The sequence below is a fragment of the Nocardia sp. NPDC050718 genome (genome assembly GCF_040654235.1).
In the GTDB taxonomy this organism is placed as follows: Bacteria; Actinomycetota; Actinomycetes; order Mycobacteriales; family Mycobacteriaceae; genus Nocardia.
In genome coordinates this window covers 427,440-441,377 of the sequence record NZ_JBFAHQ010000003.1, presented here as the reverse complement: position 1 = coordinate 441,377, position 13,938 = coordinate 427,440, and the positions used below count along the sequence as shown (strand labels likewise).

Below are 13,938 nucleotides of genomic sequence, written 5' to 3'. Positions count from 1 at the left end.
GCGTTGACCAGGAGTCGCAATGTCCGCCACCCCACTGCCCGAAGCCACTTCCGTCGTCATCGTCGGCGCGGGCCCCGCCGGTCTCACCGCCGCGATCGTGCTCGCCGAAGCCGGCGTCGACCATGTCCTGCTCGATCGCCTGAGCGAGGGCGCCAACACCTCCCGCGCCGCGGTCGTGCACGCCAGGACCCTGGAGGTCCTCGACGAACTCGACATCGCGAAGGAACTGCTCGCCCGCGGCATCCAGGTCCCCACCTTCAAGGTGCACGACGGCCCGAAGACGTTGGCCACCATCGAGTTCGGCGACCTGCCGACGGCCTACCCCTACACCCTGATGATCCCGCAGGACGTCACCGAGCAGGTCCTGCTCGACCGGCTGCACGCGCTGGGCGGCACCGTCCACCGCCCGATCACCGTCGCGCGGGTCGCCGACGAGAACGGCCACGTCACCGTCGAATACAGCACCGCGGACGACACGACCGGCACCATCACCGCCGACTACGTGATCGGCGCCGACGGCATGCACAGCGCGGTGCGCGACCAGGCGGGCATCGGTTTCACCGGCGACACCTACCCCGCCTCGTTCGTCCTGGCCGATGTCCGGATGAGCTGGCCGACCCCGCGTTCGGAAGTCTCGCTGCACCTTTCGCCCGAGGGCGTCACCGTGGTCGCCCCGCTGCCCGACCCCGCCGAGGAGCGCTACCGCGTCGTCGCCACCGTCGACGAGGCCCCCGAGCACCCGACGCGCGACGACATCCAGACCCTCCTCGACGCCAGGGGCCCGGCGGGCGAGGTGCGCGTCGACGAGGTGCTGTGGAGCTCACGCTTCCGCGTGCACCACCGCGTCGCCGACCACTACCGCGCGGGCCGGATCCTGCTCGCGGGCGACGCCGCCCACGTGCACAGCCCGGCGGGCGGCCAGGGCATGAACACCGGCATCCAGGACGCCGCGCTGCTCGCCCGGCTGCTGGCGAAGGTGGTCGCCGGCGAACCGGACGCGCTGCTCGACGAATACGAGACCGTGCGCAGGCCGATCGCGCTGGACGTCGTCGCGTTCACCGACCGGATGACCCGGATGGCCACCCTGCAATCGAGCCCGGCCCGCACCGCGCGCAACACCGCGCTGCGCCTGCTCACCGGCATCCCCGCGGTCCGCGGCAAGCTGGCCTACCAGCTCGCCGAACTCGCCAACCGCTGACGCACGCGACAGGGGCCCTCCCGGCGACATTGCCGGAAGGGCCCCTGGTGCTGTCGATTACCTACGCGGAGCCCGCGTCGGCGTGCTCGTCGGCAGGCCGCTCATCGGTCTGCGACTTGGCCCACCGGTAGTCCGGCTTGCCCGCGGGCGAGCGCTTGATCTCGTCGACGAACCACAGGCTGCGGGGCAGCTTGTAGGACGCGATCTCCTGGGTCAGCACCGGCTTCAGCTCGGCCAGCGTCGGCCGGTTCGCGCCGCGACACTGCACCACCGCGACGACCCGCTGGCCCCAGCGCTCGTCCTCGACGCCGACCACCAGCGCGTCGAAGATCTCCGGATGCGCCTTGAGCGCGCCCTCGACCTCTTCGGGGTAGATCTTCTCGCCACCGCTGTTGATGCTCACCGAACCACGGCCGAGCATGGTGACGGTGCCGTCCTCCTCGACGCGGGCGAAGTCGCCGGGGATCGCGTAGCGAACCCCGTTGAACTCCTTGAACGTCGCGGCCGACTTGACCTCGTCCTTGTAGTAGCCGAGCGGGATGTGGCCGCTGCGCGCCAGCAGGCCGACGACGCCGGAACCCGGCTCGACCGGGTTGCCTTCCTCGTCGAGCACCTGGGTGGCCGCATCGATCTTCACCCGCGGACCGCCGGTGTGGGTCTGCCCCTTGGCGATCGTCGCCAGGCCGCCGAAGCCGGTCTCCGAGGAACCGATGGAGTCGGTGAGCAGGCGGTTGGGCAGCAGCTCGAGGAACTTGTCCTTGAGCGGCGGCGAGAACAGCGCCGCGCTGCTGGCGAGCACGTACAGCGACGAGAGGTCGTAGGGCTCACCGGTTTCCGGGTTGCCCTCCTCCAGCGCGTCGAGCATCGGCCGGGCCATCGCGTCGCCGGTGATGAAGATCAGGTTGATCTTGTGCTTGTCGACGGCCTGCCAGACACCGTGCCCGCTGAACTCGGGGATCATCACGGCCTTGCCGCCGCCGAACAGGCTGTGGAAGGTGGCCCACTGCGCGCCGCCGTGGATCATCGGCGGGATCGGGAAACGCACCATCTGCGGGTTGGCCGCGCCGATCTTGGCCAGCTCCCACTCGTCCTTGGTGTACTCACCGGTGATGAAGTTGATGCCGGCGCCGAGCACCCGCCACACGTCCTCGTGCCGCCACATCACGCCCTTGGGCAGGCCGGTGGTGCCGCCGGTGTAGAGCATGTAGATGTCGTCGGGCGAGCGCTCGCCGAAGTCGCGCTCACCGGAGGAGGCGGCCAGCGCCGCCTCGTACTCCACCGTGTCGGGCGCGGTCGGTCCGTCGGTGCCGTCCTCGACGACGAGCACCGTCTTCAGGCCGGGCACCTTCGGGCGGACCGCCGCGACCTTGTCGGTGTAGCGGCGCTCGTGGATCAGCGCGACCATGTCGGAGTTGTCGAAGATGTGCAGCAACTCGTTCTCGACGTAGCGGTAGTTGACGTTGATCATCACCGCCCGCGCCTTGAAGATCGCCACCATCGCCTCGACGGCTTCGACGGTGTTGCGGGAGTAGATTCCGACTTTGTCGCCGGGTTTCACACCCTGTTCCAGCAGGTAGTGGGCCAGTTTGTTGGCCCGCTCCTCCAGTTCGGCGTAGGTCGACTCGCGATGTTCGCCGACCAGCACGATCCGGTCGGGCATCAGGTCGACGGCGTGTTCGACGAGATCGGCTATGTTGTAGCTCACAAAGACAAAAATAGAACGTGTTACTGTTTCTGACAAGCTCGAACGTCAGGAGATATCGAAATGGCCCACTGTCTGGTCGAGAAGCGAGACCACGTCCTCATCGTCACGATGAACCGGCCGGAGGCTCGCAACGCCCTCTCGGGCGAGATGATGGCGATCATGCGCGACGCCTGGGACCAGGTGGACAGCGATCCCGATATCCGCGTCGCGATCCTCACCGGCGCGGGCGGGGCCTTCTGCGCGGGGATGGATCTGAAGGCGATGAGCTCGCAGCATCCGGGCGACACCGCCACCGCGGGCACCTGGGACCCGGCCTACCTCCCCGCGCTGCTGAAGGGGCGGCGGCTGAGCAAGCCACTGATCGCAGCGGTCGAGGGCCCGGCCATCGCCGGTGGCACCGAGATCCTGCAGGGCACCGACCTGCGCGTGGCCGGGGAAAGCGCCAAGTTCGGCGTCTCCGAGGCCCGCTGGGGCCTGTTCCCGCTCGGCGGTTCCGCGGTGCGGCTGGCTCGGCAGATCCCCTACACCGTGGCCGCCGACCTGCTGCTGACCGGACGGCACATCACCGCCGCCGAGGCCAAGGAGATCGGCCTGATCGGCCACGTCGTCCCCGACGGGACCGCGCTCGACAAGGCCTTGGCGCTGGCGGGCCAGATCGCCGCCAACGGCCCGCTCGCCGTCCAGGCGATGCTGCGCACGCTGCGCGAAACCGAGGCGATGCCGGAGAACGAGGCATTCCCGATCGAGGCGAAGATCGGTATGGAGGTGTTCCGGTCCGCCGATGCCAAGGAAGGGCCGCGCGCCTTCGCGGAGAAGCGCAAGCCGAACTTCACCGGGCAGTAGTCACCGCGAACAGGGCGCGGGCAGCAGCCTCGCGCCCTGTTCCACCGGGGTGCCTACGCGCCCGGGTAGTTCATGTAGAACGGCTCCCACTGGTGGCCGTCGGGGTCGATGAACGTCCGACCGTGCATCCCCACCTGGGCCTCCTGCGCCCGCTTGTCCTCGTTCTTCTCCTCGGTGGCGCCCGCGGCGACGGCGGCGTCGGTCAACGCGTCGACCTCGGCCGCACTGGCCAGCGACAGCGCGTAGCCGGCGGCGGCGGTGTTGATCGTGTCGGCGATCGGACGGGTGCTGAAGGTCGAGAAGAAGGGCTTGGTCAGCAGCATCAGGCAGATGTTGTCGTCGATGACGATGCACGACGCGTTCTGATCGGTGAAATCCTCGTTGACCTTCCAGCCGAGCGCCTCGTAGAAGCTCTTCGAGCGGTCGAGGTCGGCGACGGGGAGGTTGATGAAGATCATCTTGCTGCTCATGGGTGTCAGCCTTTCGGGAACGTCGTTGCGGTCTCGTTCATGTAGACGCGGCGGCGACGGCGAATTCATCGAGACACGGCGAAGTTCGCGAAATTTCGATGGTCCGTTTTCTCCTCTGTCGAGTGTCGGACCCCTGTGGCATCGTGGGAAACTATGAGCGACGCCACAACCGCTACCACCGGCCCCGACCCCGAAGTCCTGGCCGAATTCGAAACCCACCGGCGCGAATTGTGCGCGTACGCCTACCGCATGCTCGGCTCCTCGTTCGAGGCCGAGGACGCGGTGCAGGAGACCTTCACCCGCGCCTGGCGCTCCTACGATTCCTTCGAGGGCCGCGCGAGCCTGCGCTCGTGGCTGTACAAGATCGCCACCAATATCTGTCTGGACATGCTCGACCGGCCGCAGAGCCGGGCCAGACCGATGGACCTCAACGGTCCGGGCCGCCCCGATTCGCCGCTGCCGGCGCCGCAGCCCGACTATGTGTGGATCGAGCCGATCCCGAACGCGCTCGCCTTCGGCGCCGACCCGGCCGAGCACGCCTCGACCAAGGACACGCTGCGCCTGGCGTTCGTGGCGGCCTGCCAGCACCTGCCGGCGACCCAGCGCGCCATCCTGATCATGCGTGAGGTGCTGCGCTTCTCCGCGGGTGAGACCGCCGAGGCGCTGATGATGTCGCCCGCGTCGGTGAACAGCGCGCTGCAACGGGCCCGCGCCACCATGTCGAAGGTCCAGCCGACCGTCACCGACGGTTTCGACGAGACCGATCCCGAGCAGCGCAAACTGGTCGACGATTTCGTGAAGGCGTTCGAGGCCTACGACATGGACGCGCTCACCACGCTGCTCAAAGCCGATGTGGCGCTGTCGATGCCGCCCTTCGATCTCTGGATCTCCGGGCCGGAGAACGTGGCCGCGTTCATGCTCAGCACGGGCAGCGCGTGCCGCGATTCGCGCATGGTTCCGCTGGCAGGCGCCAACGGCCTGCCCGCCTTCGGCCACTACAAGCCCAGCGGGGAGCCCGGCGTATGGGTGCCGTGGTCGATCACCGTGCTCGAGCTCGAGGGCGACACCATCTCGGGCCTGAACTTCTTCCTCGACACCGAGAAGTTGTTCCCGCTCTTCGGGCTCGCGCCGGAGTGGCGCGAAGCCGTCTGAGCGGGAACATCTTTCAGAGCAGGCGGCGCTTGTACAGCTTGCCGTTGGGATCGCGGGGCAGCTCCGCGCGGTATTCCACCGTGCGGGGCAGCTTGTACTTGGCGAGCTGACCGGCCGCGAACTCGAGGATCTCGGCGGTGAGCGCGTCGTCGCCCGCGGCGCCGTCGACCGGCTGCACGAACGCCTTGACCTGCTGGCCCCAATCCGGGTCGGGCACACCGAGAACCGCCACGTCGGCCACCTTCGGGTGGCTCATCAGCACACCCTCGATCTCGGCCGGGTAGATGTTCACGCCACCGGACAGGATCAGGTCGGAGCGGCGGTCGCAGAGGAACAGGTAGCCGTCCTCGTCGAGGTAGCCGATGTCACCGACGGTGAACAGGTCACCGACGCGCGACTCCTCGGTCTTCTCCTTGGCGTGGTGGTACTCGAAGCTGGACGCGCCCATCTTCATGTAGACCATGCCCTCTTTGCCCGCGGGCAGTTCGGAGCCGTCGGTCTCGTCGAGGATCTTGATGACCGACCACGGCCAGGCCTTGCCGACCGAGCCGGGCTTGTTCAGCCACTCGGTCCCGTTGATCACCGTGCCGCCACCCTCGGTGGCCGCGTAGTACTCGGTGACGACCGGACCCCACCACTCGAGCATCTGCCGCTTGGTCGCCTGCGGGCACGGCGCGGCGCCGTGCACCATGCTGCGCAGCGAGGACACGTCGTAGCGGGCGCGCACGTCCTCGGGCAGAGCGAGCAGGCGATGGAACTGGGTGGGCACCATGTGGCTGTGCGTCACCTTGTGCCGCTCGATCAGCGCGAGCATGTCCTCGGCGTCCCAGCGATCCATCAGCACCAGCTTGTGGCCCATCTGGATCGAGATGGTCGAGAAGTTCAGCACCGCCGTGTGGTAGAGCGGCGAGCCGCAGATGTGCACGTGCTCGTCGTAGGGCGCGAGCTCGAACAGGGCGAAGAAGGCCTTGTTCGGCGCCGGGACCTGGTCGGGATCGGCGCCGGTCAGCGGACGGCGAACGCCCTTGGGGCGGCCGGTCGTGCCCGAGGTGTAGAGCATCGGCGCGCCGACCGAGCGCTCGTCGGGGCGGCCGGTGTCGGCGGCACCGAGCCACGACACCGGGCGGAAGCCCTCGATGGTGCCCGCCGAGAAGCGGGCATCGGCGGGCAGGTTCGCGAGGTCGGCGGCCTCGGCGGCGGTGGCGGCGAACCGCTCACTGGCCAGGAAGGCCGCGGCCTCGCTGTCGCCGAGGATGTAGGCGATCTCCGGCGCGGTGAGGTGCCAGTTCACCGCGACGATGTACAGCCCCGCCTGGTAGGCGGCGAAGTACGCGGCGATCGCCTCCACACCGTTGTGCAGCATGCTGACGACCACGTCGCCGGTGCGCAATCCGATGCCGCGTAGTCCGTTGGCGTAGCGGTTGGCGAGGGTGGCCAATTCTCGATAGGTGATCTCCCTGCCGTCCGGGTCGACGACGGCGATCCGCTCGGGATCGGCCGCGGCGATATTCCACAGTCCGAGGACTTCCGTTGTCTGCTGGCTGCTCACCCCATCGAATTTAGAACCTGTTCTACTCGGTTACAAGGGCTTGAAGGCGACGAAGTTGTTCGGCGTCGGAAACCGAGATCAGCATCATCGTCACGCCGGCGTCCTCCCATTCCTTCAGTCGCGTGCGGACGTGCGCCTCGTCGCCGAAGATCGCGGTGTCGGTGATCAGCTCGTCGGGCACCGCGGCGGCGGCCTCGGCCTTGCGGCCCGCCTGGAACAGCGCGGAGATCTCGTCGACCTCGGCGCTGTAGCCCATCCGCTTGTAGACCTGCGCGTGGAAGTTCAGCTCCGGCGCGCCCATGCCGCCGATGTAGAGCGAGGTCACCCAGCGCATCCGCTCGATCTCGGCGGCCGGGTCGTCGGTGAGGACCACCTGCGCGCTGGCGGCGATCTCGAAATCGGCCCTGCTGCGCCGGGCGCCGGGCCGCGCGAAGCCCTCGTCGAGCCACTCGTTGTACATGCCGGCCAGGCGCGGGGCGTAGTAGATCGCGAGCCAGCCGTCGGCGATCTCGGCGGTCTGGGCGACGTTCTTCGGACCCTCCGCACCCAGCCAGATCGGCAGGTCGGCGCGCAGCGGATGCACGATCGGCTTGAGCGGCTTGCCCATGCCGGTGGCGCCGGGACCGGCGTAGGGCAGGCCGTAGTACTTGCTGTCGGAGGTCACCGGGGCCTCGCGGGCCAGCACCTGGCGCACGATGTCGACGTACTCGCGGGTGCGGCGCAGCGGCTGCGCGAACGGCTGCCCGTACCAGCCCTCCACCACCTGCGGCCCGGAGACGCCGAGGCCGAGAATGGCCCGGCCGCCGCTGAGGTGATCGAGGGTGAGCGCGTGCATCGCCGCCGCGGCGGGCGTGCGGGCCGAGAGCTGCGCGACCGAGGTGCCGAGGCGAACCCGCTCGGTCGACGAGCCCCACCAGGCCAGCGGCGTGAAGGCGTCCGAGCCCCACGACTCGGCCGCGAACACGGCGTCGAAGCCCGCTTCCTCGGCCGCGATCACCAGCTCGCCTGCGTTGGCGGGCGGCTGCGCACCCCAGTAACCGAGTTGCAGTCCGAATTTCATGACCGACGCCCTTTCCGGCGAATCCTTGCCAGCAGAATAAGAACCTGTTCTACTCGATATCGTGACCCAGGGGAATACCGCAGTGGAAGTATTGAGTGCACCCCTTCGGGTGCAGTTCGACTACACCAGGTCCGTCGGACCCATCATCGGCGCCTTCCTGACCGGACTGCGCGACCGCCGGATACTCGGCGTGCGCGGCAGTGACGGCCGGGTATTGGTGCCGGCGCAGGAATACGACCCGATCACCTCGGCCCCGCTGGCCGAGCTGGTCGAGGTCGCGCCGACCGGCACGGTGCAGTCGTGGACGTGGGTGGCCGAACCGCTGCAAGGACAGCCGTTCGACCGCCCGTTCGCATGGGCGTTGATCCAGCTCGACGGTGCCGACACGGCACTGCTGCACGCGCTGGACGTGACCGACCCCGCGCAAGTGCACACCGGAATGCGGGTGCGTGTCCGGTGGGCCGACGAGCCGACCGGCAGCATCACCGATATCGCCTGCTTCGAGCCGGGCGAGACCGTCGAGCAGGCGGCACCCGCCGGCGACCCCGCCGAGCCGGTGACCGTGCTGACCACCCCAGTCGATCTGAGCTACAAGCACACCGCGTCCCCTCAGGAGAGCGTCTACCTGCGCGGTCTGGCCGAAGGCAAACTGATCGGCGGCCGGTCCGAGGCCGGTGGCAAGGTGTACTTCCCGCCGCGCGGGGCCAACCCGACCGACGGTACGCCCACCGACGATCTGGTGGAACTGCCCGACAGGGGCACGGTGACCACCTTCTGCATCGTCAACGTGCCGTTCCTCGGCCAGCGCATCAAGCCGCCGTATGTGGCCGCCTACGTGCTCCTCGACGGCGCCGACATCCCGTTCCTGCACCTGGTTCTCGGCTGCGATGCGTCGGAGGTGCGGATGGGCATGCGGGTCGAGGCGGTGTGGAAACCCCGCGAGGAATGGGGCCACGCGCTGGCCAATATCGATCACTTCCGGCCGTCCGGCGAGCCAGATGCCCCGTACGAGTCCTACCAGCACCACCTCTGAGAGGCGACGTTGAGTACACCAGAAATCGCGGTGGTGGGATTCGCCCACGCACCGCACGTGCCGGAGACCTTCGGCACCACCAACGGCGTCGAGATGCTCGTGCCGTGCTTCCAGCAGCTCTACGCCGATCTCGGCATCACCAAGTCCGATATCGACTTCTGGTGCTCCGGGTCGTCGGACTTCCTGGCCGGTCGCGCCTTCTCGTTCATCTCCGCGGTCGACGCGATCGGCGCCGTGCCGCCGATCAACGAGTCGCACGTCGAGATGGACGCGGCCTGGGCGCTGTACGAGGCGTGGGTGAAGCTGCTGTCCGGCCAGGCCGAGACCGCGCTCGTCTACGGCTTCGGCAAGTCCTCGGCCGCGGCGTCCATCCAGCAGGTGCTGACCATGCAGCTCGATCCGTACCTGGTCGGGCCGCTGTGGCCGGACGCCGTGTCGATCGCGGGTCTGCAGGCCAGGGCCGGGCTGGACGCGGGCCGCTGGACCGAGCAGGAGATGGCCGCCGTCGCAGGCGGTGACATCGACGCGCTGCTGGCCGCGCCGTATGTCGCCGACCCGCTGCGCGCCCACGACATCGCGCCGGTGACCGATGGTGCCGCCGCGATCGTGCTCGCGGTCGGCGATCGGGCCCGCGAACTGTGCGAGCGCCCGGCGTGGATCACCGGAATCGCGCACAACATCGATGCCCAGGCGCTCGGCGGACGCGACCTCACCCGCGCGCCGTCGGCCACCGCGGCGGCCGCCGCGGCCACCCGGGGCGACACCACCGGCTTCGACCTGGCCGAGCTGCACGCGCCGTTCAGTCATCAGCAGCTGATCCTGGCCGAGGCCATCGGCCTGCCCGCCGGGACCACGATCAACCCGTCCGGCGGCGCACTCGCCGCCAACCCGATGTTCGCGGCCGGTCTGGAGCGGATCGGCAATGCCGCCACCGCCATCATCTCCGGCGGCGCGAACCGGACCCTCGCTCATGCGACCAGCGGCCCCGCGCTGCAGCAGAACCTGGTCGCCGTTCTGGAATCGGAGGCACGATGAGCTTCCCCGCGGCGGTGCTCGGCACCGGCCAAACCCATCACGTGACGAAGCGCTCGGACGTGTCCATGGCGGGCATGTGCCGTGAGGCGATCGACCGCGCGCTCGACGACGCGGGCCTGACCATCGACGACATCGACGCCGTCGTCGTCGGCAAGGCGCCCGACTACTTCGAGGGCGTCATGATGCCGGAGCTGTATCTCGCCGAGGCCCTCGGTGCCGTCGGCAAGCCGCTGCTGCGCGTGCATACCGCCGGTTCGGTCGGCGGCTCCACCGGTGTCGTGGCCGCCAACCTGGTGCAGGCGGGCGTGCACGGCAAGGTGCTCGCGATCGCGTGGGAGAAGCAGTCGGAGTCGAATGCCATGTGGGCGTTGTCGATTCCGGTGCCGTTCACCATGCCGGTCGGCGCGGGCGCGGGCGGCTACTTCGCCCCGCACGTGCGCTCCTACATCCGCCGCTCCAACGCCCCGGGGCACATCGGCGCGATGGTCGCGGTGAAGGACCGGCGCAACGGCGCCAAGAACCCGCTCGCCCATCTGCACCAGCCCGACATCACCATGGAGTCGGTGCTGGCTTCGCAGATGCTGTGGGACCCGATCCGGTTCGACGAGACCTGCCCGTCCTCCGACGGCGCCTGCGCCCTGGTGATCGGCGATGCCGAGGCCGCCGCGGTGGTCGAGGCCCAGGGCAAGAAGGTCGCCTGGGTGCACGGCACCGCGATGCGCACCGAGCCGACCACCTTCGCGGGCCGCGACCAGGTGAATCCGCAGGCGGGCCGGGACGCGGCCGCCGCGCTGTGGAAGTCGGCCGGGATCACCGACCCGCTCGAGGAGATCGACGTCGCCGAGATCTACGTGCCGTTCTCCTGGTTCGAGCCGATGTGGCTGGAGAACCTGGGCTTCGCGGCCGAGGGCGACGGCTGGAAGCTCACCGACAAGGGCGAGACCGAGATCGGCGGACGCATCCCGGTGAATCCGTCCGGCGGCGTGCTCTCCTCCAACCCGATCGGCGCCTCCGGCCTGATCCGCTTCGCCGAAGCGGCCAAGCAGGTCATGGGCCGCGCGGGCGACTACCAGGTCGAGAACGCCCGCAAGGCGATGGGCCACGCGTACGGCGGTGGCTCCCAGTACTTCTCGATGTGGGTCGTGGGAAGCGAGCGACCGGAATGAAATTCACCCTCGGTGTCGCGCTGAGCCCGCTCGACCAGCTCACCGAGCTGGCCAAGACGGCCGAAGAATGCGGATTCGCCTCGATCGGCCTGCCCGACTCGCTGTTCTACATGAAGTCCCAGGCGGCCGACTACCCGTACACCCCGGACGGCAGCCGGTTCTGGGGTCCGGAGACGCCGTGGGTCGACCCGTTGATCGCCGCGGCCTCGATGGCCGCGGTGACCACGACGCTGCGGTTCTACACCAACGTCCTCAAGCTCGGCTCGCGCAATCCGCTGCTGCTGGCCCGCCAGGTCGGCTCGATCGCCAACATGTCGGGCAACCGCTTCGGCTTCGGCATCGGCATCGGCTGGGCCCCCGAGGAATTCGAGTGGTGCGGGGTGCCCTACGCCCGTCGCGGCGCCCGGGTCGACGAGATGATCGAGATCATCCGGCTGGTGCTCGACGGCGGCATGGTCGAGTACCACGGCGAGTTCTTCGACTTCGACGAGTTGCAGATCAGCCCGGCGCCGAGCGAGCGGGTGCCGTTCTACGTCGGCGGGCACACCGGCCCGGCACTGCGCCGGGCCGCCAAGATCGGTGACGGCTGGACCTCGGCGATGATGAAGTTCGACGACCTGGTCACCACCATCGCCAGCCTGCGCGAGCTGCGCGCGGAGTACGACCGGTCCGACGTGCCGTTCGAGATCCAGGCCGTGTGCATCGACAAGTTCGGTCGCGACGGCTACCAGGATCTGGCCGACGCCGGCGTCACCGACACCATCGTGGTGCCGTGGCTGTCCGACGGGATCGGCTTCGACGGCGAGCTGGCGGCCAAGCAGGACTCGCTGCGCAAGTTCGCCGCGAAGTACATCGCCGACCCCATCATCGGGAAGGACGAGTCATGACCGAGACAGCGGTGGACCGCTCGGCGCGCGCGGCGGGCCTGGCCTCCCAGGCCGCGGTGCGGGCCAGGGACCGGGCGGCCTGGGTCGCCCTGTTCGCGACCGACGGGATCGTCGAAGATCCGGTCGGCCCTTCGGGTTTCGACCCCGAGGGCGTCGGCCATCGCGGCCACGAGGCGATCGGCGCGTTCTGGGACAAGGCCATCGCGCTGACCGAGTCGATCGAGTTCCTCTTCGAGGACTCCTTCGCCTGCGGCAACGAGATCGCCTTCACCGGCAAGATCCGCACCACCATGGCGGGTCACGTGATCGATGCCGAGGGCGTGTTCACCTACAGGGTCGACGCCGAGGGCAAGATCGCCGCCCTGCGCGCGTTCTGGGAGGTGGACCGCGCCATGGCCACCACCCGCAAGGTGTCCTGAACCGCACCGACGAGAACAGCCCCGGACCTTTCGGTCCGGGGCTGTTTCGTTTCCGGGATATCAGTGCGCTACCGGGCACCCGGAGGTCTTGTAGTCGACCGGCAGTTCCTTGATGCCGTTGAGCCAGCCCGAGCGCAGGCGCTTGGGGTCGGCGACCTTGGTGATGTCGGGCAGGTGGTCGGCGATCGCGTTGAAGATCAGGTCGACCTCGAGCCGGGCCAGGTTCGCGCCGACGCAGAAGTGCGCGCCGGTGCCGCCGAAGGCCAGGTGCTGGTTGTCGGCCCGCATGATGTCGAACTTCTCCGGGTTCTCGAAGACGTCCTCGTCGAAGTTGGCCGACCGGTACAGCATCACCAGACGCTGCCCCTTCTTGATCTGCACGCCGCCGAGCTCGGTGTCCTCGAGCGCGGTGCGCTGGAAGGAGGTGACCGGGGTCGCCCAGCGGATGATCTCGTCCACCGCGGTGGACGGGCGCTCCTTCTTGAAGAGCTCCCACTGGTCGGGGTTCTCCATGAAGGCGACCATGCCGTGGCTGATGGCGTTGCGCGTGGTCTCGTTACCGGCGACCGCGAGCAGGATGACGAAGAAGCCGAACTCCTCCGGGGTGAGCGCCTCGCCGTCGACGTCGGCCTCGATCAGCGTGGTGACCAGGTCGTCGGTCGGGTTGGCCTTGCGCGCCTCGGCCATCTGGTACGAGTAGCCGAGCAGTTCCATCGACGCGGCGACCGGATCGATGTCGACATTGTCGGGATCGTCGTAACCGGTCATGTCGTTGGACCACTCGAAGACCTTCATCCGGTCTTCCTGCGGCACGCCGATCAGCTCGGCGATCGCCTGCAGCGGCAACTCACAGGCGACCTGGGTGACGAAGTCGCCCGAGCCCGCCTCGGCGGCCGCCTTGACGATCTTCTCGGCCCGGTCCGACAGCTCGGCGCGCAGGCCGTTGACCGCGCGCGGGGTGAAGCCCTTGGCGATCAGCTTGCGGAGCTTGGTGTGCTCCGGCGCGTCCTTGTTGAGGATGACGAAGCGCTGCAGCTCGATCTGCTCGCGCTGGATGTCGTCGTTGAAGCGCGGGATCGCGGTGTTCTCGTAGGTGGAGAACACATCGCTGCGTCGCGACACTTCCTTCACGTCGGCGTGCTTGCTCACCACCCAGAAGCCGTCGTCATGGAAACCGCCGACGTCGGGCGACTGCGCATTCCACCAGATGGGGGCGGCCCGCCGCAGCTCGGCGAACTCCTCCACCGGGACACGCTCGGCGTAGATATCGGGGTCGGTGACGTCGAACCCGTCCGGCAGGTTCGGCCGGGTACCCGTTGCGTGACCGGGGCCGGCGTGTTCGGTGCGCGGATCTACCACCAGATGTCTCCTTCGACAAACTGAAACACGTTCTACAATCATTCAAGCACAGGGGTTGCCGT

Annotated in this window: 13 protein-coding genes; 8 read left to right on the top strand and 5 right to left on the bottom strand. The window is 68.7% G+C overall.

What is annotated here, in order from left to right; all coding sequences use genetic code 11:
• Positions 1–19: 19 nt before the first annotated feature.
• Positions 20–1,198 carry an FAD-dependent monooxygenase gene (locus tag AB0H54_RS16480; RefSeq protein ID WP_357346269.1) on the top strand — a complete coding sequence of 393 codons (1,179 nt, stop codon included), beginning with the start codon at positions 20–22 and terminating at the stop codon, positions 1,196–1,198.
• A 61-nt stretch (positions 1,199–1,259) separates the two neighbouring features.
• Here AB0H54_RS16480 and AB0H54_RS16475 read toward each other — a convergent pair whose 3' ends face one another.
• Complete coding sequence (locus tag AB0H54_RS16475) at positions 1,260–2,903, bottom strand: acyl-CoA synthetase (protein ID WP_355270851.1); 1,644 nt, start codon at positions 2,901–2,903, stop codon at positions 1,260–1,262.
• A gap of 60 nt (positions 2,904–2,963) precedes the next feature.
• Between AB0H54_RS16475 and AB0H54_RS16470 the strand changes: the two genes are divergently transcribed.
• Complete coding sequence (locus tag AB0H54_RS16470) at positions 2,964–3,746, top strand: crotonase/enoyl-CoA hydratase family protein (protein ID WP_357346268.1); 783 nt, start codon at positions 2,964–2,966, stop codon at positions 3,744–3,746.
• A gap of 53 nt (positions 3,747–3,799) precedes the next feature.
• Here the strand turns inward: AB0H54_RS16470 and AB0H54_RS16465 are convergent, their stop codons facing one another.
• A complete protein-coding gene (locus tag AB0H54_RS16465; protein ID WP_355270848.1) occupies positions 3,800–4,216 on the bottom strand; it encodes a VOC family protein in 417 nt (138 codons plus the stop codon).
• A gap of 153 nt (positions 4,217–4,369) precedes the next feature.
• Between AB0H54_RS16465 and AB0H54_RS16460 the strand changes: the two genes are divergently transcribed.
• Positions 4,370–5,368 (top strand): sigma-70 family RNA polymerase sigma factor, encoded by a 999-nt coding sequence (locus tag AB0H54_RS16460; RefSeq protein ID WP_355270846.1) that lies wholly within the window; start codon positions 4,370–4,372, stop codon positions 5,366–5,368.
• 13 nt (positions 5,369–5,381) lie between these two features.
• On the opposite strand, the gene AB0H54_RS16455 is transcribed toward AB0H54_RS16460, so the two are convergent.
• Together AB0H54_RS16455 and AB0H54_RS16450 are read right to left on the bottom strand one after the other, a co-directional pair.
• Positions 5,382–6,917 carry an acyl-CoA synthetase gene (locus AB0H54_RS16455; RefSeq protein WP_357346267.1) on the bottom strand — a complete coding sequence of 512 codons (1,536 nt, stop codon included), beginning with the start codon at positions 6,915–6,917 and terminating at the stop codon, positions 5,382–5,384.
• Between the two features lie 22 nt (positions 6,918–6,939).
• A complete protein-coding gene (locus tag AB0H54_RS16450; protein WP_355270843.1) occupies positions 6,940–7,977 on the bottom strand; it encodes an LLM class F420-dependent oxidoreductase in 1,038 nt (345 codons plus the stop codon).
• Between the two features lie 61 nt (positions 7,978–8,038).
• Here AB0H54_RS16450 and AB0H54_RS16445 point away from each other — a divergent pair, with 61 nt between their 5' ends.
• From AB0H54_RS16445 to AB0H54_RS16425, 5 genes are read left to right on the top strand one after another with little or no spacing between them, the layout of a single operon-like run.
• Positions 8,039–9,010 carry an OB-fold domain-containing protein gene (locus tag AB0H54_RS16445; protein ID WP_357346266.1) on the top strand — a complete coding sequence of 324 codons (972 nt, stop codon included), beginning with the start codon at positions 8,039–8,041 and terminating at the stop codon, positions 9,008–9,010.
• Positions 9,011–9,019: 9 nt separating this feature from the next.
• Entirely contained in the window at positions 9,020–10,045 is a 1,026-nt protein-coding gene (locus tag AB0H54_RS16440) for a thiolase domain-containing protein (protein WP_357346265.1), read from the top strand.
• Positions 10,042–11,211, top strand: a complete 1,170-nt coding sequence (locus AB0H54_RS16435) for a thiolase domain-containing protein (protein ID WP_357346264.1) — start codon at positions 10,042–10,044, stop codon at positions 11,209–11,211. The genes AB0H54_RS16440 and AB0H54_RS16435 overlap by 4 nt, the downstream gene beginning before the upstream one ends.
• On the top strand, positions 11,208–12,098 hold the full coding sequence (locus AB0H54_RS16430) for a TIGR03619 family F420-dependent LLM class oxidoreductase (protein WP_355270838.1): 891 nt from the start codon (positions 11,208–11,210) through the stop codon (positions 12,096–12,098). The genes AB0H54_RS16435 and AB0H54_RS16430 overlap by 4 nt, the downstream gene beginning before the upstream one ends.
• Entirely contained in the window at positions 12,095–12,517 is a 423-nt protein-coding gene (locus AB0H54_RS16425) for a nuclear transport factor 2 family protein (protein WP_357346263.1), read from the top strand. Before AB0H54_RS16430 ends, AB0H54_RS16425 begins: the two co-directional genes overlap by 4 nt.
• 60 nt (positions 12,518–12,577) lie before the next feature.
• Here AB0H54_RS16425 and AB0H54_RS16420 read toward each other — a convergent pair whose 3' ends face one another.
• Positions 12,578–13,876, bottom strand: coding sequence for a cytochrome P450 (locus AB0H54_RS16420; protein WP_355270834.1), 1,299 nt, complete (start codon positions 13,874–13,876; stop codon positions 12,578–12,580).
• Positions 13,877–13,938: the final 62 nt, after the last annotated feature.

Bases quoted from the DNA above. Each gene is read 5' to 3' on its own strand.
- AB0H54_RS16460 (WP_355270846.1), top strand. From the start codon at position 4,370: ATGAGCGACGCCACAACCGCTACCACCGGCCCCGACCCCGAAGTCCTG.
- AB0H54_RS16435 (WP_357346264.1), top strand. From the start codon at position 10,042: ATGAGCTTCCCCGCGGCGGTGCTCGGCACCGGCCAAACCCATCACGTG.
- AB0H54_RS16450 (WP_355270843.1), bottom strand. From the start codon at position 7,977: ATGAAATTCGGACTGCAACTCGGTTACTGGGGTGCGCAGCCGCCCGCC.
- AB0H54_RS16480 (WP_357346269.1), top strand. From the start codon at position 20: ATGTCCGCCACCCCACTGCCCGAAGCCACTTCCGTCGTCATCGTCGGC.
- AB0H54_RS16465 (WP_355270848.1), bottom strand. From the start codon at position 4,216: ATGAGCAGCAAGATGATCTTCATCAACCTCCCCGTCGCCGACCTCGAC.
- AB0H54_RS16470 (WP_357346268.1), top strand. From the start codon at position 2,964: ATGGCCCACTGTCTGGTCGAGAAGCGAGACCACGTCCTCATCGTCACG.
- AB0H54_RS16425 (WP_357346263.1), top strand. From the start codon at position 12,095: ATGACCGAGACAGCGGTGGACCGCTCGGCGCGCGCGGCGGGCCTGGCC.
- AB0H54_RS16430 (WP_355270838.1), top strand. From the start codon at position 11,208: ATGAAATTCACCCTCGGTGTCGCGCTGAGCCCGCTCGACCAGCTCACC.